Source organism: Pseudomonas sp. C2B4, assembly GCF_013359695.1.
GTDB lineage: Bacteria > Pseudomonadota > Gammaproteobacteria > Pseudomonadales > Pseudomonadaceae > Aquipseudomonas.
Map to the genome: position 1 here is coordinate 214,014 of NZ_JABFMU010000002.1, position 19,497 is coordinate 233,510.

15 protein-coding genes are annotated in these 19,497 nt (G+C 60.5%); 9 read left to right on the plus strand and 6 right to left on the minus strand.

Annotation, left to right across the window (positions count from 1 at the left end; all coding sequences use genetic code 11):
- Nucleotides 1-11: 11 nt before the first annotated feature.
- A complete protein-coding gene (locus tag HNQ83_RS02660) occupies nt 12-2,189 on the minus strand; it encodes a malate synthase G (protein ID WP_175387533.1) in 2,178 nt (725 codons plus the stop codon).
- 544 nt (nt 2,190-2,733) lie between these two features.
- Between HNQ83_RS02660 and HNQ83_RS02665 the strand changes: the two genes are divergently transcribed.
- Nucleotides 2,734-3,252: a glycine cleavage system protein R gene (locus HNQ83_RS02665; RefSeq protein WP_175387534.1), complete on the plus strand. Its 519-nt coding sequence runs from the start codon at nt 2,734-2,736 to the stop codon at nt 3,250-3,252.
- Between the two features lie 215 nt (nt 3,253-3,467).
- On the opposite strand, the gene rarD is transcribed toward HNQ83_RS02665, so the two are convergent.
- The 5 genes from rarD to HNQ83_RS02690 form a co-directional block, all read right to left on the minus strand.
- Nucleotides 3,468-4,355 (minus strand): EamA family transporter RarD, encoded by an 888-nt coding sequence (rarD, locus tag HNQ83_RS02670; RefSeq protein WP_175387535.1) that lies wholly within the window; start codon nt 4,353-4,355, stop codon nt 3,468-3,470.
- A 193-nt stretch (nt 4,356-4,548) separates the two neighbouring features.
- Entirely contained in the window at nt 4,549-5,523 is a 975-nt protein-coding gene (locus tag HNQ83_RS02675; protein WP_175387536.1) for a serine/threonine protein kinase, read from the minus strand.
- 209 nt (nt 5,524-5,732) lie between these two features.
- A complete protein-coding gene (locus tag HNQ83_RS02680) occupies nt 5,733-7,628 on the minus strand; it encodes an alkaline phosphatase PhoX (RefSeq protein WP_175387537.1) in 1,896 nt (631 codons plus the stop codon).
- Nucleotides 7,629-7,694: 66 nt separating this feature from the next.
- Complete coding sequence (locus tag HNQ83_RS02685; protein ID WP_175387538.1) at nt 7,695-8,459, minus strand: TOBE domain-containing protein; 765 nt, start codon at nt 8,457-8,459, stop codon at nt 7,695-7,697.
- 185 nt (nt 8,460-8,644) lie between these two features.
- Nucleotides 8,645-9,385, minus strand: a complete 741-nt coding sequence (locus HNQ83_RS02690) for a ComF family protein (RefSeq protein WP_175387539.1) — start codon at nt 9,383-9,385, stop codon at nt 8,645-8,647.
- Nucleotides 9,386-9,494: 109 nt separating this feature from the next.
- Between HNQ83_RS02690 and bioB the strand changes: the two genes are divergently transcribed.
- From bioB to HNQ83_RS02730, 8 genes are all read left to right on the plus strand, one after another.
- Nucleotides 9,495-10,550 carry a biotin synthase BioB gene (gene bioB, locus HNQ83_RS02695; RefSeq protein ID WP_175387540.1) on the plus strand — a complete coding sequence of 352 codons (1,056 nt, stop codon included), beginning with the start codon at nt 9,495-9,497 and terminating at the stop codon, nt 10,548-10,550.
- 173 nt (nt 10,551-10,723) lie between these two features.
- Nucleotides 10,724-11,902: an 8-amino-7-oxononanoate synthase gene (bioF, locus tag HNQ83_RS02700; RefSeq protein WP_175387541.1), complete on the plus strand. Its 1,179-nt coding sequence runs from the start codon at nt 10,724-10,726 to the stop codon at nt 11,900-11,902.
- Nucleotides 11,895-12,626 carry an alpha/beta fold hydrolase gene (locus HNQ83_RS02705; RefSeq protein WP_175387542.1) on the plus strand — a complete coding sequence of 244 codons (732 nt, stop codon included), beginning with the start codon at nt 11,895-11,897 and terminating at the stop codon, nt 12,624-12,626. Before bioF ends, HNQ83_RS02705 begins: the two co-directional genes overlap by 8 nt.
- Entirely contained in the window at nt 12,619-13,443 is an 825-nt protein-coding gene (gene bioC / locus HNQ83_RS02710) for a malonyl-ACP O-methyltransferase BioC (RefSeq protein ID WP_175387543.1), read from the plus strand. Before HNQ83_RS02705 ends, bioC begins: the two co-directional genes overlap by 8 nt.
- The gene (gene bioD, locus HNQ83_RS02715) at nt 13,440-14,120 is read left to right on the plus strand and encodes a dethiobiotin synthase (RefSeq protein WP_175387544.1); all 681 of its coding nucleotides are present in this window, start codon (nt 13,440-13,442) and stop codon (nt 14,118-14,120) included. The genes bioC and bioD overlap by 4 nt, the downstream gene beginning before the upstream one ends.
- 120 nt (nt 14,121-14,240) lie before the next feature.
- The gene (locus HNQ83_RS02720; RefSeq protein ID WP_175387545.1) at nt 14,241-14,537 is read left to right on the plus strand and encodes a pyrroloquinoline quinone biosynthesis protein PqqE; all 297 of its coding nucleotides are present in this window, start codon (nt 14,241-14,243) and stop codon (nt 14,535-14,537) included.
- A gap of 276 nt (nt 14,538-14,813) precedes the next feature.
- Entirely contained in the window at nt 14,814-16,619 is a 1,806-nt protein-coding gene (locus tag HNQ83_RS02725) for a phenylacyl-CoA dehydrogenase (protein ID WP_175387546.1), read from the plus strand.
- Nucleotides 16,620-17,336: 717 nt separating this feature from the next.
- Nucleotides 17,337-19,463, plus strand: a complete 2,127-nt coding sequence (locus HNQ83_RS02730) for a cytochrome-c peroxidase (protein ID WP_175387547.1) — start codon at nt 17,337-17,339, stop codon at nt 19,461-19,463.
- Nucleotides 19,464-19,497 lie beyond the last annotated feature (34 nt).

Consider the following 19,497-nt stretch of genomic DNA (forward strand, 5'->3'; position numbering starts at 1 on the left):
TCAGCGCTCAGTTACAGGCCATTGGCGGCCTTGAACTCGCGACGACGACGGTGCAGAACCGGCTCGGTGTAGCCGTTCGGCTGTTTGGTGCCTTCGATCACCAACTCGACGGCTGCCTGGAAGGCGATGTTGCTGTCGAAGTTTGGTGCCAGCGGGCGATACAGCGGGTCGTTGGCGTTCTGACGGTCAACCACCGGCGCCATGCGCTTGAGGCTTTCCATGACCTGGGCTTCGGTGACGATGCCGTGGCGCAGCCAGTTGGCGATGTGCTGGCTGGAGATACGCAGCGTGGCACGGTCTTCCATCAGGCCGACGTCGTTGATGTCCGGCACTTTCGAACAACCAACGCCTTGGTCGATCCAGCGCACTACATAACCGAGAATGCCCTGGGCATTGTTGTCCAGTTCGTTCTTGATCTGCTCGGCGGTCCACTGCGGGTTGACCGCCAGCGGGATGGTCAGGATGTCGTCCACCGAAGCGTGGGCACGCTTGGCCAGTTCGGCCTGACGGGCGAACACGTCAACCTTGTGGTAGTGCAGCGCGTGCAGGGCCGCGGCGGTTGGCGAAGGCACCCAGGCGGTGTTGGCGCCGGCCAGTGGGTGAGCGATTTTCTGTTCCAGCATCGCCGCCATCAGGTCAGGCATGGCCCACATGCCTTTACCGATCTGCGCGCGACCTTGCAGGCCGGTGCTCAAGCCGATATCGACGTTGGAGTTCTCGTAGGCGCCAATCCATTTCTCCGCCTTCATGTCCGCCTTGCGCACCATCGGGCCGGCTTCCATGGAGGTGTGGATTTCATCGCCCGTGCGGTCGAGGAAACCGGTGTTGATGAACACCACACGCTCGCTCGCCGCCTTGATGCAGGCCTTGAGGTTGATCGTGGTGCGACGCTCCTCGTCCATGATCCCGACTTTGAGGGTGTTGCGCGGCAGACCCAGCACGTCTTCGATGCGGCCGAACAGTTCGTTGGTGAACGCAGCTTCTTCAGGGCCGTGCATTTTCGGTTTAACGATGTAGACCGAGCCGGTACGGGTGTTTTTGCGCGAGGTGTTGCCGTTCAGGTTGTGCATCGCCGCCAGAACAGTCACCAGACCGTCGAGGATGCCTTCCGGCACTTCGTTGCCGTCTTTGTCCAGAATCGCGTCGATGGTCATCAGGTGACCGACGTTGCGCACGAACAACAGCGAGCGACCGTGCAGGCTCACTTGGCTGCCGTCGACGGCGGTGTAGGTGCGGTCGGCGTTCATGGTACGGGTGAAGGTCTTGCCGCCCTTGGCGACTTCTTCCGACAGGTCGCCCTTCATCAGGCCGAGCCAGTTGCGGTAGATCACCACCTTGTCATCGGCATCGACAGCGGCGACGGAGTCTTCGCAATCCATGATGGTGGTCAGCGCGGCTTCCATCAGGACGTCTTTGACGCCGGCAGCGTCGGTCTGGCCGACCGGGGTGCTGGCATCGATCTGGATTTCGAAATGCAGGCCGTTGTTTTTCAGCAGGATCGCGGTCGGTGCCGAAGCATCGCCCTGGAAGCCGATCAACTGGGCGTCGTTGCGCAGGCCGGTGTTGCTGCCGCCTTTGAGGGCGATGACCAGTTTGCCGTCAACGATTTTGTAGTTTGTCGAATCGACGTGGGAGCCGGCCGCCAATGGCGCGGCTTCGTCGAGGAAAGCGCGGGCGAAGGCGATGACCTTGTCGCCGCGAACCTTGTTGTAGCCTTTGCCTTTTTCCGCGCCATCGGCTTCGCTGATGGCGTCGGTGCCGTAGAGCGCGTCATACAGCGAACCCCAGCGGGCGTTCGAGGCATTCAGGGCGAAACGGGCGTTCATCACCGGTACCACGAGTTGTGGACCGGCCATGCGGGCGATTTCTTCATCGACGTTTTGCGTCGTCGCCTGGAAATCGGCCGCTTCTGGCAGCAGATAACCGATGTCTTGCAGGAAGGCTTTATAAGCCACGGCGTCGTGGGCCTGACCGGCACGGGACTGGTGCCAGCCGTCGATACGAGCCTGGAAATCATCGCGTTTGGCGAGTAGGGCTTTGTTCTTCGGCGCCAGGTCATGGATGACCTTGTCGGCACCGGCCCAGAACTGGTCGGCGGTGAGGCCGGTTCCGGGAATGGCTTCGTTGTTCACGAAGTCGAACAGGACTTTGGCGACCTGCAGGCCACCGACTTGAACGTGTTCAGTCATTGCTTGCCTCACTCTGCTCAGCTATTTCGCTTTTCAGCTCTTCAATTTAACAATGAAGCCTTTGGCATTTAAACCACAAACCCTGCGACCAGTGCATGCCATTTCTGACGGCTGGGTTGGGACCAATCAACGGCGTTGAGGCCTTGCTGACGGGGCTTTCAGGGATGCGACTGCGCCTGTGGCAGACATCGATCCAACGTTATGTAGTGCGCGCTGCGGCATACTACATGATGAATTGCGCTTGTGAAAATTAGACTAATTACGTCGTTCTGCGACCCCATGACGCATTGCAGTCACGCCGGGGATGAGGATGTTCTCAAAAAAGCATGAGATTGTTCCAGTTAAATATAAAAAGTTGTACACGATTTATGGTTTTGCATGGACGGCGGCGTCCCGTTCGCGAGCAGGCTCGCTCCCACAGGGGGCGCGCAAGCCATTGTGGGAGCGAGCCTGCTCGCGAAGGCGTCGGACCTGCCAGCGCAGGTTTAACCCTTGCCTATACTTGGGTTTTCTAAAACAAAAATCATGACCAGAGGGCTGCGCCATGGACCACCTCGTACTCACTGTTTTCGCTCCGGACAAGCCTGGGCAGGTCGAGCGCATTGCCCAATGCATTGCCGAGCACGGTGGCAACTGGCTGGAAAGCCGCATGTCGCGCATGGCCGGGCAATTTGCCGGGATTCTTCGGGTGGGCGTACCGGCCGAAGCCTACGACGCGCTGGTGGACGCCTTGAAAGGGTTATCCGCCCAAGGCATTCGGGTGTTGATCGCCGAAAGCAGCATCGAGCAATCATGCACCTGGAAACCGATTGCCATGGAGCTGGTGGGCAATGACCGGCCGGGGATCGTGCGGGACATTACCCGCTTGCTCAGTGAGCAGGGCGTGAACCTGGAACGGCTGGTGACGGAAGTGCGTCCGGCGCCGATGAGCAGCGAGCCGCTGTTTCACGCCGAAGCGATTCTGGCGGTACCGCTGACGCTTTCCCTGGACGTGCTGCAGTCACGCCTGGAAACCCTGGCTGACGACCTGATGGTGGAATTGGTGCTGCGCAGTGAGCCCTGATCGGTTATCCAAGTTAAACGTGCACCTGCCTGTGGATAACCTGTAGAGACAGCCCGCCAGGCCACGTCAACCGTGGCTTGGCGAGCATTGATCAAAAAACCGCCAGTATTCAGCGACTTGCGCACAAACGCCGGGGATCACGCTGTGGATAACCTTGGGAAGGAACGATGCAGGCCACATGAACCGTGGCCTGCGGAGGTTTGTATGTTTTTTGATCAGTTGCGGCGGCGCAGACTTATCCACGCATCGACGCTGTAAACCGCCAATCCCGCCCAGATAAAGACGAACGCCAGCAGCGTGCTGGACGACAAGTGCTCACCAAACAGCAGTACGGCTTGCAACAACACCAGCGTGGGCGCCAGGTACTGGAGGAATCCCAGCGTGGTGTAAGGCAAGTGCCGTGCAGCGGCGTTGAAACTCACCAGCGGCACCAACGTAACCGGCCCGGCCGCCACCAGCCACCAGGCTTCGGAGGTGGTCCAGAATTCGGCCTGAGCGCTATGGGCGGTCGGATTGAGCAGCAACCAGGCCAGGGCGATCGGCACCAGCATCCAGGTTTCCACCACCAGACCCGGCAGCGCCTTGACCGGCGCCTGCTTGCGAATCAGCCCGTAGAAACCGAAGGTCAATGCCAGCACCAGCGACACCCAGGGCAGGCTGCCGACTTGCCATACCTGCTGCGCCACACCGATGGTCGCCAGACCCACGGCAATCCACTGCATGCGTCGCAGCCGCTCGCCAAGGATCAGCATCCCCAACAGCACGTTCACCAGTGGGTTGATGTAGTAGCCCAGGCTGGCTTCGAGCATGCGCCCGTTGTTCACCGACCAGACGTAGGTCAGCCAGTTGGCCGCGATCAAGGTACCGCTCAAGGCGAGGATTGCCAGCCGTCGCGGGTTCTCCCGCAGTTCGCGCCACCAGCCCGGGTGCTTCCAGACCAGTAGCAGCAAGGCGCCAAACAAAGCCGACCACAGCACGCGGTGGATGATGATCTCCACGGCGGGCACGCTGGCGATGGCTTTGAAGTAGAGCGGGAAAAGGCCCCAGATGATGTAGGCGGTCAGGCCCAGTATGTACCCGCGACGCGGGTTGGCGGCTTGCATGCAGAATCCTTGCTTAGGCAGCTAACAAAGAAGGGATTGTAAGGAGGTTTGGTTGCTAATGTCCTGCTGGAATGGTGAGCACTGACAACCTGTGGGAGCGAGCCTGCTCGCGAAAGCGGTGTGTCAGCCATAGATGTGCTGGATGTGCACCGTATTCGCGAGCAGGCTCGCTCCCACATTGGGTCTTTGTTTGTCAGAACAACTTCAGTGGCTCTTCGTTGAGTGCCGCCAGTTGTTCACGCAACGCCAACACCTGATCACCCCAATACCGCTCCGAGCCAAACCACGGAAAGCTGCGCGGAAACGCCGGATCGTCCCAGCGACGGGCAAGCCAGGCGCTGTAATGCATCAGGCGCAGGGCACGCAACGGTTCGATCAGCGCCAGTTCTCGCGGGTCGAAGTCGTGGAACTCGTTGTAGCCATCCATCAATTCCGACAACTGGCCCAGGCAGTCCTGGCGGTTGCCGGCCAGCATCATCCAGATGTCTTGCACGGCCGGGCCCATGCGACAGTCATCGAGGTCGACGATGTGGAACACCTCGTCTCGGCACATCATGTTGCCGGGGTGACAGTCGCCGTGCATGCGGATGTTCTGGTGTGGCGTGTCGTTGTAGACCTCTTCCACGCGTTTGAGCAGATCGCGGGCCACGGACTCGTAGGCCGGCAGCAGGCTGCGGGGAATGAAGTTGCCTTCGAGTAAGGTCGCCAGTGAGTCATGGCCGAAGTTTTTGACCGCCAGCGCTTCGCGGTGCTCGAACGGTTTGGTCGCACCGACGGCATGCAGGCGACCAAGCAATTGCCCCAGGCGATACAGCTGGTCGAGATTGCCCGGCTCCGGCGCGCGGCCACCCCGACGGGGAAACAGGGTGAACCGGAAGCCGTTGTGTTCGTGCAGGGTTTCACCGTTGTGGATCAACGGCGCAACCACCGGCACTTCGACTTCAGTGAGTTCGAAGGTGAACTGGTGTTCCTCCAGAATCGCTTCGTTGGTCCAGCGCTGCGGGCGGTAAAACTTGGCGATCAGTGGCTCGGAGTCTTCGATGCCGACCTGATAGACACGGTTTTCGTAGCTGTTGAGCGCCAGGATGCGCGCATCACTCAAGAAGCCGATGCTTTCGACGGCATCGAGCACGAGGTCTGGGGTGAGGGTTTCAAACGGGTGGGCCATGCTGACTCCTGCGCGCAGCAGGCTGCTGCGTCCGGCCAGGCATGGTAGCGCAGACGAGGCGGCTTTAGGGGGTGGGGTTCAGATGTGTGGTGTTTGTGTTGGCGCCTTCGCGAGCAGGTTCGCTCCCACAATGGGTCTCCTGTGTGTCACCCATTGCATGCACACCGAAGTCCCCCTGTGGGAGCGAGCCTGCTCGCGAAATCGTCCTGTCAGGCGCCGACGATCCCGCCATCTTCACGGGTAATGGCAATCACCGACGACCGTGGTTTGCCATTGGGCAGGTGCTCGGGGAAGGTCGAACCACCGAATTCACCCGGATGCTGAATCCCGACGAACATTGTTTTGTGATCCGGCGAAAAGCTGATCCCCGTCACTTCACAGCCAATCGGCCCGACCATGAAGCGGCGAATTTCGCCCGTCACCGGATCGGCGCAGAGCATCTGGTTGTTGCCCATGCCGGCAAAGTCACCGGCATTGCTGGCGTCGCCGTCAGTTTGAATCCACAAGCGACCGGCATCATCGAACGCCAGGCCATCCGGGCTGTTGAACATGTTCTGCGGCGTGATGTTCGACGAGCCGCCCTTTGGCGTGCCGGCATGCACCTGCGGGTTGCCGGCGACCACGAACAAATCCCAGGCAAAGGTTTTGGAACCGTGATCGTCACGGTCGGTGCGCCAGCGCAGGATTTGCCCATAGACATTCTTTTCCCGCGGATTCGGTCCGCCGACCGGTTGCCCGTCTTCGCCACGCTTGGCGTTGTTGGTCAGGGTGCAATAGACCTGGCCGTCCTTGGGGCTCACCACGATCCATTCCGGACGATCCATGCGCGTGGCTTTCACCACGCTGGCCGCCAGGCGCACGTGAATCAGCACTTCAGCCTGGTCGGCAAAACCGCTACTGGCATCGATGCCGTTCTTGCCGTGGGTCAGTTCGGTCCACTCGCCCTGGCCTTTGGGATGATCGGCATTGCCGTCGCCAGCGTCGAAACGCGCCACGTACAACGTACCGTGGTCCAGCAGGTCGCGATTGGCCTTGGGGTTCTTGTGATTGATCTTGTCGCGGCTGACGAATTTGTAGATGAACTCGCCGCGTTCATCGTCGCCCATGTACACCACGGCATGGCCGTCATTGGTTTCGGCTATGGCAGCGTTTTCATGTTTGAAGCGACCCAGCGCGGTGCGCTTGACTGGGGTCGATTGCGGATCGAACGGGTCGATCTCCACGATCCAGCCGTGACGGTTGAGTTCGTTGGGATTCTTCGCCAGATCGAAACGCGCATCGTGCTGATGCCAGTTGATCTCCTTGCTGGCCGCCACCGCGCCGTAGCGTTTCTGCGCTGCGTCAAACTTCTGCTCGGCATTACTGCTGCCAAAGCAATCGGTGAAGTTCTCTTCGCAGGTCAGGTAGGTGCCCCACGGTGTCTGGCCGTTGGCGCAATTCTGGAAGGTGCCGAGGACTGTCTTGCCGTGTGGGTCGGCGCTGGTTTTCAGTAACTCGTGTCCGGCGGCCGGGCCGCTCAGGTTGATCGGCGAGTTGCCGTGGATACGCCGGTTGTAGCGCGAACCCTGGACGAACTGCCACTGACCGTTCTTGCGCTGGACTTCCATTACCGTCACACCTTCGGCGGCCAGGGCCTTGCGCACCTCTTCGGCCGATTGCGGCATGCCGCCGTGGGGGTAGAGGTAGCGGTAATTGGTGTATTCGTTGTTGATCGCCATCAGCGCCCGGTTGTGGTCGCCGGGAAAGGCGAACAGGCTCATGCCGTCGTTGTGATCACCGAACTGCACTTCCTGCTGCTCGGCGCTGCCATTACCGCTGGGATCGAAGGCCGGGCCATTCTTGTGCAGGGGCTGCCCCCAGCTGATCAGCACCGAGGACTTGTAACCGGGCGGCAGGCTAATGCTGTCTGCGGTGGCGGCGGGAATGCTGGCGAAACCCAACAAGGGTCCAGGGCCAGCGGTGGCGGCCATCACGCTGCGGCTCAGCAGACTGCCGCCCATGAACATCGCGGCGCCACACAGGGCTCCGGCCCCGATAAATCCACGACGGCTGAGGCCGACCATTTGTTCGAGGTCGGTGGTTTGGTGTTCTTCCAATAGGCTCACATCAGGCTCCCTGCGGTTTTGGCAGTCACCTTAATGATGGGTGATGAAGGTTTTGTTGCAGTGCGCTTACAGCGGTGTGCCCAGTAGCACGTTGGAGGGCGAAAATTGCACGTTCACCGGTTTTCCTGTGATCAACCCCCGCGCTTGCAGATGTTCGGGTTCGGCCAGTGCGCAGAGTGTCTGGCCGTTGGGCAGGGCGATGCGCACTTCACTGGGGCCGTCTGCAGCGTCGAGAATTTCCTCGATCGTGCCGTTGAGGCAATTGTGTCCGGGCATTGCGACGTCCCCGGTGCCAAGCAACTCGAGCCAGCCGGCCTTGATCAGCGCCACCACTTCGGTGCCGGTTTCCAGCGCCAGGCGCAGGGTGCTGTCGTGGGTGATTTGCGCATCGATACTCAAGCCTTCGGCCAGTTCAAGGCGAATCCGGTCGTTGTGGCCTTGGGTTTCGATGGCCGCGATTTTGCCGTGCAGTTGATTGCGCGCGCTGGTGCGCAGCATCAAGCGGCCGATCAGGTCGAGGTCGCTGGCCTCTTCGGCGGCTTCCAGCACCTGAGCCTGCAGCGCCTGCAGCTTTTGGTACAGGCGCAATACGCGTTCGCCTTCCTTGGACAACTTGGCGCCACCACCGCCCTTGCCGCCGACACTGCGTTCCACCAGCGGTTTCTGTGCGAGGTTGTTGAGCTCGTCGATGGCGTCCCAGGCGGCCTTGTAGCTCAGCCCCGCGCTTTTCGCTGCGCGGGTGATCGAGCCTTGTTCGGCTATGTGTTGCAACAGGGCGATGCGTTGCGGGCGGCGAACAATGTGCTGGGACAACAAGGTAGGCAAGGACATGGCGAGACGCTTTGGGTTGTGACGATGATGAGGACGTTGGCTTCTGCAAGCCCGGGAGTCAAGTCGAGCACAGCCCTTGTAGGAGTGAGCCTGCTCGCGATAGCGGACTGACATTCAATGTAGATGTCGACTGTCACACCGCTATCGCGAGCAGGCTCGCTCCTACAGGTTTTAGTGTTTTCAGGTCAAACGGTGTCGCCGGGTTTTGGCGTGCGGGCCAGGCAATAGACATCGACCCGTGCGGCACCGGCGTCCATCAGCAGACGGGCCAGTGCCTGGGCCGTGGCGCCGGTGGTCAGCACATCGTCCACCAATGCCAGGTGTTGTCCTTTGACCGATGCGTCGGGTGCCAGCGCGAAGGCATTGCGCAGGTTTTTCTGCCGTTCACTGGCCTTCAGCGCTTGTTGCGCGCCGGTATCCTGAACCCTCAGGAGCAACCGATCATCGCAAGGCAGATCCAGGCGTGTGCCGAGCCATCGCGCCAACATCGCGGCCTGATTGAACCCCCGTTGGCGAAGTCGGCGGGTGGCCAGCGGCACCGGCAGCAGCAAAGCGGGCCGTGGCAGATCATCATTGAAGCGATGTAGCAGTGATTGAGCGAGAAGTTCGGCGAGCAGGTGGCCAAACGGCCACTTCGTGCTGTGTTTGAAACGCGTAATCAGGCTGTCGATCGGGAAGCTGTAAGTCCAGGGCGCAATGACCCGTTCGAAGGCGGGCGCTCGCTTCAGGCATTGCCCGCACGTCAGGCCCGCTGCTGGCAGCGGCAGGGCGCAGCGCTGGCAGTGGTCGCCGAGCCAGGGCAGCTCGGTTTCGCACGCCATGCAAAGGGGCGTGGCGTCATCGGCGGTTTCATCGCAGAGCAAACAGCTTTGTTTGTTTTTTAACCAGATGTAAACCGGTCCTTCGTATCGTGGTTGACAGGGCATCGCTCTTCCTTAAATATGCCGAACATCCGTGTGGCGACTGTGGTTATTCCATGCCTCAGTCGCTTGCCCAGCATAAAACCGTGCCCTGCATAAAAGAAAGGTAATGCCCATGAGCGCCAGCACCTCTGCCACCCTGCGTCATGACTGGTCTTTGGCCGAAGTCAAAGCACTCTTCGTTCAGCCATTCAATGACCTGCTGTTCCAGGCGCAGACCGTGCACCGCGCGCATTTCGACGCCAACCGCGTCCAGGTTTCCACGCTGCTTTCGATCAAGACCGGCGCCTGCCCGGAAGATTGCAAATATTGTCCGCAGTCCGGTCACTACAACACTGGCCTGGAAAAAGAAAAGCTGATGGAAGTGCAGAAGGTCCTCGAAGAGGCCGCTCGCGCCAAAGCCATCGGTTCGACCCGTTTCTGCATGGGCGCGGCGTGGAAGCACCCGTCGGCCAAAGACATGCCGTACGTGTTGAAGATGGTCGAAGGTGTGAAGGCGCTGGGCCTGGAAACCTGCATGACCCTCGGTCGCCTGGATCAGGAACAGACCGAAGCGCTGGCCAAGGCCGGCCTCGATTACTACAACCACAACCTCGACACTTCGCCGGAGTTCTACGGCAGCATCATCACCACCCGCACGTACAGCGAGCGTCTGCAGACCCTGGCTTACGTACGTGACTCCGGGATGAAGATCTGTTCCGGCGGCATCCTCGGCATGGGCGAGTCCCTTGATGACCGCGCCAACTTGCTGATCCAGCTGGCCAACCTGCCGGAGCATCCGGAGTCGGTGCCGATCAACATGTTGGTGAAAGTGGCCGGCACGCCGCTGGAAAATGCCGAAGACGTCGACCCGTTCGACTTCATCCGCATGCTCGCCGTCGCCCGGATCCTGATGCCCAAATCCCACGTGCGCCTGTCCGCCGGCCGCGAAGCCATGAACGAGCAGATGCAGGCCCTGGCGTTCTTCGCCGGTGCCAACTCGATTTTCTACGGTGAAAAATTGCTGACCACCGCCAACCCGCAGGCCGACAAGGACATGCAACTGTTCGGGCGTCTGGGCATCCTGCCGGAAGCCCGCGAAGAGCATGCCGACGAAGTGCATCAGGCGGCTATCGAACAGGCGCTGGTGGAGCAGAAGAGCAGCGAGCAGTTCTATAACGCCGCCGTCTGATCGCCCAACCGCTGTTCTGATTGGAATGCAAAACCCTGTGGGAGCGAGCCTGCTCGCGAATGCGGACTGACATCCAACATTGATGTCGACAGACACACCGCTTTCGTCGGAGCGCCGCCCGGAGCCGGCTCGCTCCCACAGTGGACTTGTGTCACTGGATAGACGAGGCCTGCATGTCTTTCGATCTCGCCGCACGCCTGGCTGCCCGTCGTGCCGAAAATCTCTACCGCCAACGCCCGTTGCTCGAAAGCCCGCAAGGTCCTGAAGTGGTGGTCGATGGCCAGCCGCTGTTGGCGTTCTGCAACAACGACTACCTGGGCCTGGCCAATCATCCGCAAGTGATCGAAGCCTGGCGTGCCGGCGCCTCGAAATGGGGTGTTGGCGGCGGGGCCTCGCACCTGGTGATCGGCCACAGCGGACCGCATCACGCCCTGGAAGAAGCCCTGGCCGACCTGACTGGACGTCCACGCGCCTTGCTGTTTACCACCGGTTACATGGCCAACCTCGGCGCAGTCACAGCGCTGGTGGGGCAGGGTGACACGGTGCTCGAAGACCGGCTCAATCATGCGTCTTTGCTGGATGCCGGGCTGTTGTCGGGTGCGCGCTTCAATCGCTACTTGCATAACGACGCGGCAAGTCTGGCCAATCGTCTTGAGAAAGCCACCGGCAATACGCTGGTGGTCACCGACGGCGTGTTCAGCATGGACGGCGACATCGCCGATCTGCCATCGCTGGCCCGGGAAGCCAAAGCCAAAGGTGCGTGGCTGATGGTCGACGATGCCCACGGTTTCGGTCCGCTGGGCGCAAATGGTGGCGGCATCGTCGAGCATTTCGGTTTGAGCATGGAAGACGTCCCGGTTCTGGTGGGCACGCTCGGCAAGGCATTCGGCACGGCAGGGGCCTTTGTCGCCGGCAGTGAAGAGCTGATCGAGAGCCTGATCCAGTTCGCCCGACCTTACATCTACACCACCAGCCAACCGCCCGCCCTGGCCTGCGCCACGCTGAAAAGCCTGGAGCTGCTGCGCAGCGAGCATTGGCGTCGTGAACACCTGAAGACGCTGATCCGCCAGTTCCGCCAGGGCGCCGAGCAGATCGGCCTCGAGCTGATGGACAGCTTCACGCCGATCCAGCCGATCATGATCGGCGACGCGGGGCGAGCGGTGCGTCTGTCGCAGATGCTGCGCGAGCGCGGATTGATGGTGACCGCGATCCGCCCACCCACCGTGCCCGCCGGCAGCGCCCGTCTGCGCGTGACCCTGACCGCCGCGCACAGCGAAGCGCAGGTGCAGCTATTGTTAGAAGGATTGGCCGATTGTTTCGGACAACTGGGACCGGAGCCAAGCCATGCGTGATCGACTGATTCTGCTGCCCGGTTGGGGGCTCGGCGTTTCGCCGCTGGAGCCCTTGGCGGCGGCCTTGCAGGGCCTGGATGAACACCTGCGGGTCGAAATCGAGCCATTGCCGGAGCTGGAATCGAGCGACCTTGAAGAATGGCTCGATGAGCTGGATTCGACGCTGCCGCAGGACGCCTGGCTCGGCGGCTGGTCCTTGGGTGGCATGCTGGCGTCGGAATTGGCGGCACGTCGCGGCGATCGTTGCTGCGGTTTGCTGACGCTGGCGAGCAACCCTTCCTTTGTTGCCCATGAGCAGTGGCCCACTGCGATGCCAGGGGAAACCTTCGACGCGTTTCTGGCTGGCTGTGCCGCTGATTCGCGCATGACCTTGAAGCGTTTTTCGTTGCTCTGCGCACAAGGTGCCCAAGACCCGCGCGGGTTGTCGCGGTTGCTGCTCGGTGGTGCGCCGCATACAGCAACCCCCGTGTTGATGAGCGGCCTGGAAGTGCTCGCGCAACTCGATACCCGGCAAGCCTTGCAGGCCTTTCGCGGTCCGCAATTGCATCTGTTCGCCGGCCTCGACGGTCTGGTCCCCGCCGAAGCCGCGGGGGCGTTGCTGACGTTGCTGCCTGATGTAGAAATCGGCCTGATTGAGCAGGCCAGCCACGCGTTTCTTCTGGAAGATCCCCACGGTTTGGCGGGGGCGATCCAGGCCTTTTTGCATGAGTCCGGTGATGACTGATTTATCCCTTGCGCTTCCCATTCCAGAGCAGCCAGGCGGTTTGCCCGACAAACGCCAGGTAGCGGCTTCCTTTTCCCGCGCGGCAGCGAGCTACGACAGCGTGGCTGAGTTGCAGCGTGATGTCGGTAGCCAACTGCTGAGTCGTTTGCCGGAAGATTTCGTGCCGGGACGCTGGCTTGACCTGGGCTGCGGCACCGGGCATTTCAGTCGTGCACTGGGTGAGCGGTTCCCGGCAGGTCAGGGGGTAGCGCTGGACATCGCCGAAGGCATGCTCAATCACGCCCGGCCATTGGGCGGTGCCACGCACTTCGTTGCCGGCGATGCCGAACGTTTGCCGTTGCGCGATTCGACCTGCGATCTGGTCTTCTCCAGCCTGGCGGTGCAGTGGTGTGCGGACTTCGCGTCGGTGCTCAGCGAAGCCCATCGCGTGCTCAAACCGGGCGGAATGTTCGCGTTTGCTAGCCTGTGTGTGGGCACGTTGTCTGAACTGCGTGACAGTTGGCGGCAAGTGGACGGCATGGTGCACGTCAACCGCTTCCGTGAATTCGCGGTTTATCAACAGTTGTGCGCGGCCAGCGGCCTGCGGGCGATCAGTCTGCAAACCCGTCCCCACGTGCTGTATTACCCGGATGTGCGCAGCTTGACCCACGAACTCAAGGCACTGGGCGCGCACAATTTGAACCCGGGGCGACCGGGCGGATTGACCGGTCGGGCGCGGATCATGGGTTTGATTGAGGCATATGAGCAGTTTCGTCAGGCCCAAGGCCTGCCGGCGACTTATCAAGTGGTGTACGCCGTTATGGAGAAACCCTTATGAGCGCAGCCTATTTCATCACCGGCACCGACACCGATGTCGGTAAAACCACAGTGGCCGCCGGTTTGCTGCACGCGGCGCGGTCGGCAGGCTTGAGCACGGCAGCGGGTAAACCGGTCGCCTCCGGGTGCGATGTGACGCCCAAGGGCTTGCGCAATGCCGATGCGCTGGCACTGCTGGCGGAATGCTCGGTGCCGTTGACTTATCCACAGGTCAACCCGATGGCGTTCGAACCCGCCATCGCACCGCATCTGGCGGCACGCGAGGCGGGCGTGGCGCTGACGGTGCAATCGCTGTTGACGCCCATGCGGCAGATTCTCGACATGCAGGCTGACTTCACCTTGGTCGAAGGTGCCGGTGGCTGGCGGGTGCCACTGGCAGATCAGGATAATTTGTCGGACCTGGCAATAGCGCTCGGTCTGCCGGTGATTCTGGTGGTCGGCGTGCGCCTGGGCTGCATCAGCCATGCGTTACTGACGGCCGAGGCGATTGCCCGGGACGGTTTGCAGTTGGCAGGGTGGGTGGCCAATATCATCGATCCGAAGACTTCGCGCCTGGAAGAAAATCTGGCGACACTCGCCGAGCGCATTCCGGCGCCGTGCCTGGGGCGGGTGCCAAAACTCAAGGTGGTAACAGCCGAAGCGGTGGCCGAGCATCTGCAACTGGACTTGCTCGATTGACGTTCAGGAAAGGGTTTTGCCTATGACAAGGCACTGTGCCATTAGTGTTTTTGTCGGGCGTTTTGGGCAAGCGTCTGCTTCAATAGCCGCTGTTGATCCTTTGAAAGGACGAGTTCTCCCATGGAAATCTCAGGAAACACCGCTTTTTATGCCGGTCTGAGCACAATTCAGGCAGGGCAGAACCGCGTAGACCAAGCCGCCGGGCAGATCGCCAACAATACGATCGAGCGATCGGTTACCAGCCAGTCCTCCGAGATTCAAGCCGATCGCCTGCGTTCGGTGGATCGCAGCCAGCAATCGGACGTGGCCAGTAACATGGTGGAAATGGCCCAGGGCAAATTCCAGGTGGAGCTGGGCGCCAAAGTCGCCAAGGCCTCCGACGAAGTGCTCGGTACGTTGATCGATACCTTCGCCTGATGCTTCGCTAAACCCGCACCGCTGACGCCGCGATCATTCGCGGCGTTTTTCTGCGTAAGTCCTTCTCCGCAAACTATTCTTTCCTACACTGCGTGTTGCTTCGGCCAACGGCGTCGTGCCGCTGTGCGTCCTGTATTTCAACGGCGATGACGAACGGCAAAAGATCGGCGCTTGACAAGCTTTTGGCGTAAACGTATGTTTCAAACAACTGTTTGACCGTCATAACAAATCAACACGGTCGTTCATTCCCGGTTACATCAGCAGAGGTTTATCGCTATGCCTGACTACAAGGCCCCCTTGCGTGATATTCGCTTCGTTCGTGACGAACTGCTCGGCTACGAAGCGCACTATCAGAGCCTTCCGGCTTGCGCGGACGCAACGCCGGACATGGTTGACGCCATTCTCGAAGAAGGCGCCAAGTTTTGTGAGCAGGTACTGGCTCCGCTGAACCGCGTGGGCGACCTTGAAGGCTGCACCTGGAGCGAGTCCGGTGTTAAAACCCCGACTGGCTTCAAGGAAGCGTACAAGCAATTCGTCGAAGGCGGCTGGCCAAGCCTGGCCCACGACGTCGAGCACGGCGGTCAAGGCCTGCCGGAATCCCTGGGTCTGGCCATCAGCGAAATGGTGGGTGAGTCCAACTGGTCGTGGGGCATGTACCCTGGCCTGTCGCACGGCGCGATGAACACCATCTCCGAGCACGGCACGCCTGAACAGCAAGAGGCTTATCTGACCAAGCTGGTGTCCGGCGAGTGGACCGGCACCATGTGCCTGACCGAACCTCACTGCGGTACCGACCTGGGCATGCTGCGCACCAAGGCCGAACCTCAGGCCGACGGTTCCTACAAAGTCTCCGGCACCAAGATCTTCATCTCGGCCGGTGAACACGACATGGCCGACAACATCGTCCACATCGTGCTGGCCCGCCTGCCGGATGCACCGGCCGGTACCAAAGGCATTTCCCTGTTCATCGTGCCGAAGTTCCTGCCGAACGCAGACGGTTCGGTCGGTGCGCGCAACGCAGTGGCCTGTGGTTCGCTGGAACACAAGATGGGCATCCACGGCAACGCCACTTGCGTGATGAATTTCGACGGTGCGACCGGTTTCCTGATCGGCCCGGCGAACAAAGGCCTGAACTGCATGTTCACCTTCATGAACACCGCACGTCTGGGTACCGCGCTGCAAGGTCTGGCCCACGCCGAAATCGGCTTCCAGGGCGGCCTGAAATACGCTCGCGATCGTCTGCAAATGCGCTCGCTGACTGGCCCGAAAGCGCCGGAAAAAGCCGCTGACCCGATCATCGTGCACCCTGACGTGCGCCGCATGCTGTTGACCATGAAGGCCTTCGCCGAAGGCAACCGCGCAATGGTTTACTTCACTGCCAAGCAGGTCGACATCGTCAAATACGGCGTGGACGAAGAAGAGAAGAAGAAAGCCGACGCACTGCTGGCGTTTATGACGCCAATCGCCAAGGCGTTCATGACCGAAGTCGGTTTTGAATCGGCCAACCACGGCGTGCAGATCTATGGCGGCCACGGCTTCATCGCCGAGTGGGGCATGGAGCAGAACGTTCGCGACAGCCGTATTTCCATGCTGTACGAAGGCACCACCGGCATCCAGGCACTCGACCTGCTGGGCCGTAAAGTGCTGATGACCCAAGGCGAGGCTCTGAAGGGCTTCACCAAGATCGTGCACAAGTTCTGCCAGACCAACGAAGGCAACGAAGCGGTCAAAGAGTTCGTCGCACCGCTGGCTGCACTGAACAAGGAGTGGGGCGAGCTGACCATGAAGGTCGGTATGGCTGCCATGAAGGATCGCGAAGAAGTCGGCGCAGCTTCCGTGGACTACCTGATGTACTCCGGTTACGCCTGCCTGGCCTACTTCTGGGCCGACATGGCGCGCCTGGCTGCCGAAAAACTGGCTGCCGGCACTTCCGACGAGGCGTTCTACACCGCCAAGCTGCAGACTGCGCGCTTCTACTTCCAGCGCATCCTGCCGCGTACCCGCACTCACGTTGCAACCATGCTGTCGGGCGCCAACAACCTGATGGACATGAAAGAAGAAGACTTCGCGCTGGGCTACTAAGCCTTAACGCGGTACTTCAAAAACCGCTGGTCCTTCGGGTCCAGCGGTTTTTTTTTGCCTGTTTCTTTTTCATCTGTAGGAGCGAGCTTGCTCGCGATGGAGGTTAACGATAACGCGTGCTTCCTGATTTAACGCGTCGAATTAAAGTCCATCGCGAGCGAGCTCGCTCCTACAGAATTTTTACAAGCTGAAGGTGCATGGCTAGTTGATGTGGTGCAAGTAAGCACCTCATTTCTATTGAGTGGCGGTAAGAAGTTTAAATAACTAAGCCGTATGGTTTATCTATATGCAGGCTGTTCTCTCGAGTCTGTTTTTCTTGATTCAGCAATTACTCTGCCAATCTGAAAAGGTGTCGCGGCGTTCGGTTCGCTTGGCCGCTGCACCTTTATTTGTGGGGGTTTTCCCCCAATGCTGGGGGAGGTTCTCCCCGAAGTTGCGTCAGCGATTAACACATCCATTCGCGCAACTAAAAAATTGTAAATAAAAGCTGCTGAAATAATTTGTTACGACTACAGTGCAATCAAGCGTCGCCCCAGAGCGACGAGCCAATATGTATTAACCAACGATTAGCGAGCCCTTCGCCAGTCCAGCCATGCCTTGTCTACGGCAACTTCGATTCGATGTTGTGGCGCGTGCGGGCAGCAGTCTGGTCATGAGTCCATCTCGCAACGGGTTAACCGGAGCCTGGCAACTCCGAACTGAATCGGGAGTGTCATCATGGTCAAAAACTTGCGTGTCCTGCGCGCCATCCCTCTGGCTGGCGCCCTCATAAGTTGTCTGTCGCTGAACTTCGCTTTCGCCGCTGATCCCGTAGAGGTCGATCCCCCTGTACCGGAAGTGCCCAGCCTGCAATCGTTGCGCGGCATGAGCCCACCGGACCCATCGGGCACCGAGGGCGGTCGCAAGGTCGATCTGATGACCGACTACGTGCTCAATCGCTCGGCGGCGATCCTGCTGGGCAAGGCCCTGTTCTGGGACATGGAAGTCGGCAGCGACAGCACCACGGCTTGCGCATCCTGTCACTATCACGCCGGGGTCGATCACCGGACCACCAACCAGATCAACCCGGGCCAGGCGCACACCAACGCGAACGTGGCTTCAATCTTCAACAAGCCGTTCACGGCGTCCGATATTCCCGGCGACGTGCCTTCGTACACCACCAAATCCGGAGGCAAGGGCGGGCCGAATTACCTGCTGAAAAAAGCCGATTTTCCGACCCATGTGCTGGCCGATCCGCTGAATCGCAACTCACCGATCCTTTATTCGACCGACGACGTGATCGGTTCCCAAGGGGTGTTCGACGCCAACTTCGTCAAGCCGAACCAGCCGCGCTTCGACAAGTGCACGCAGCAGCCGGACGGGATCTTCCAGGTCGGCGGGATCAATGTGCGGCGCAGCACCGGGCGCAACGCGCCGTCGGTGATCAACGCTGCATTCAACGTGCGCAATTTCTGGGATGGTCGGGCCAATAACGTGTTCAACGGCTTCTCGCCCTTCGGTAACCGCGACCCGGATGCCGGGATCTACGTGACCAAGGACAACAGCGGTGTGGCGCTCAAAGTCAGGCTGGCGCTCAATGATGCTTCGGCCGCTTCGCAAGCGGTCGGACCTCCCGGCAGCGCCGTGGAAATGTCCTGTGGCGGGCGCACCTTCGCCGACATCGGCCGGCGCATGCTCGACACGCTGATGCTCAAGCAACAGCGAATCTCGTCCACCGACTCGGTGCTGGGCCCGGTGTCCGGTGCCCGTCGGCCCACCTACCGCGAACTGATCAAGAACGCTTTCCAGCCACGGCTGTGGAACGCCACGCAGCAGGTGTTGGTGGGCGGTGCGCCCTACACCCAGATGGAAGCCAATTTCCCGCTGTTCTTTGGCCTCGCGATCCAGATGTATGAAGCCACGCTGGTGTCCGACCAGGCGCCGCTGGACGCATATCTGCAGGGGGATCATACGGCCATGAACGAACAGCAGGTTCAGGGCATGAATCTGTTCCTGGGCAAGGGCAAATGCGTGAACTGTCACGGCGGCGCGGAGCTGACCAATGCCGCCAGCCGCTTGCAGTTCCATCCCCGCGAGCGCATCGAGCGCATGGTCATGGCGGACGGCTTGACCACGCTCTACGACAACGGTTTCTACAACACCGGCGTGCGGCCAACCTCGGAGGACCTGGCGCTTGGCGGCTCGGATGCCTGGGGCAACCCGCTGTCCTTCACCCGTCAGTACAACACCGTGCTGCAAGGCGGGAAGATTCCTGACGCGCTGGATGTCGATGTCTGCACCTTCGAAGCGCCGCTGAGCGCAGCGATTCCCTGCGATGCGACGCTTCAACCCAATGTCGGTTTCCGCGATTCGGTCGATGGCGCGTTCAAGACGCCGACGCTGCGCAACATTGCGCTGACCGGGCCGTATTTCCATAACGGCAGCCGCTCGACGCTCAAGCAAGTCATGGAGTTCTACAACCGTGGTGGCGACCGGCGCGGCGAGGACGCGAGCAATACCAGCGGATTCGAACATCCGGCGGTGAGCCAGCACAACGGCTCGAACCTCGATCCGGACATGACCAACCTGAACCTGACGCCCGATGAGATCGATGCGCTGGTCAAGTTCATGGAGGTAGGTCTGACTGATCCGCGGGTTGCGTGGGAAAGGGCGCCGTTCGATCACCCGTCACTGGTGCTGCCTCAAGGCCAGGTGGGTGATGAAAACGCCGTGACGCAAAAACCGGTCAGTCCGAAAATCACCACCCGTCAGGCGATGGACGCCAACATCCAGCTCAGCCCGATCGGTGCAGAAGGTCGCAGACCTGAAATGGGACCGTTGCAACCGTTCAACAACGATATCTGAGGGGGATAACGGCCTGGCAACCCAGCCGTCGGCC

Coding starts and splice junctions, on each gene's coding strand:
- HNQ83_RS02705 (WP_175387542.1), top strand. CDS start 11,895: ATGCGTGATCGACTGATTCTGCTGCCCGGTTGGGGGCTCGGCGTTTCG.
- HNQ83_RS02725 (WP_175387546.1), top strand. CDS start 14,814: ATGCCTGACTACAAGGCCCCCTTGCGTGATATTCGCTTCGTTCGTGAC.
- bioC (WP_175387543.1), top strand. CDS start 12,619: ATGACTGATTTATCCCTTGCGCTTCCCATTCCAGAGCAGCCAGGCGGT.
- HNQ83_RS02665 (WP_175387534.1), top strand. CDS start 2,734: ATGGACCACCTCGTACTCACTGTTTTCGCTCCGGACAAGCCTGGGCAG.
- HNQ83_RS02690 (WP_175387539.1), bottom strand. CDS start 9,385: ATGCCCTGTCAACCACGATACGAAGGACCGGTTTACATCTGGTTAAAA.
- HNQ83_RS02720 (WP_175387545.1), top strand. CDS start 14,241: ATGGAAATCTCAGGAAACACCGCTTTTTATGCCGGTCTGAGCACAATT.
- HNQ83_RS02730 (WP_175387547.1), top strand. CDS start 17,337: ATGGTCAAAAACTTGCGTGTCCTGCGCGCCATCCCTCTGGCTGGCGCC.
- HNQ83_RS02685 (WP_175387538.1), bottom strand. CDS start 8,459: ATGTCCTTGCCTACCTTGTTGTCCCAGCACATTGTTCGCCGCCCGCAA.
- bioD (WP_175387544.1), top strand. CDS start 13,440: ATGAGCGCAGCCTATTTCATCACCGGCACCGACACCGATGTCGGTAAA.
- rarD (WP_175387535.1), bottom strand. CDS start 4,355: ATGCAAGCCGCCAACCCGCGTCGCGGGTACATACTGGGCCTGACCGCC.
- bioB (WP_175387540.1), top strand. CDS start 9,495: ATGAGCGCCAGCACCTCTGCCACCCTGCGTCATGACTGGTCTTTGGCC.
- HNQ83_RS02660 (WP_175387533.1), bottom strand. CDS start 2,189: ATGACTGAACACGTTCAAGTCGGTGGCCTGCAGGTCGCCAAAGTCCTG.
- HNQ83_RS02675 (WP_175387536.1), bottom strand. CDS start 5,523: ATGGCCCACCCGTTTGAAACCCTCACCCCAGACCTCGTGCTCGATGCC.
- bioF (WP_175387541.1), top strand. CDS start 10,724: ATGTCTTTCGATCTCGCCGCACGCCTGGCTGCCCGTCGTGCCGAAAAT.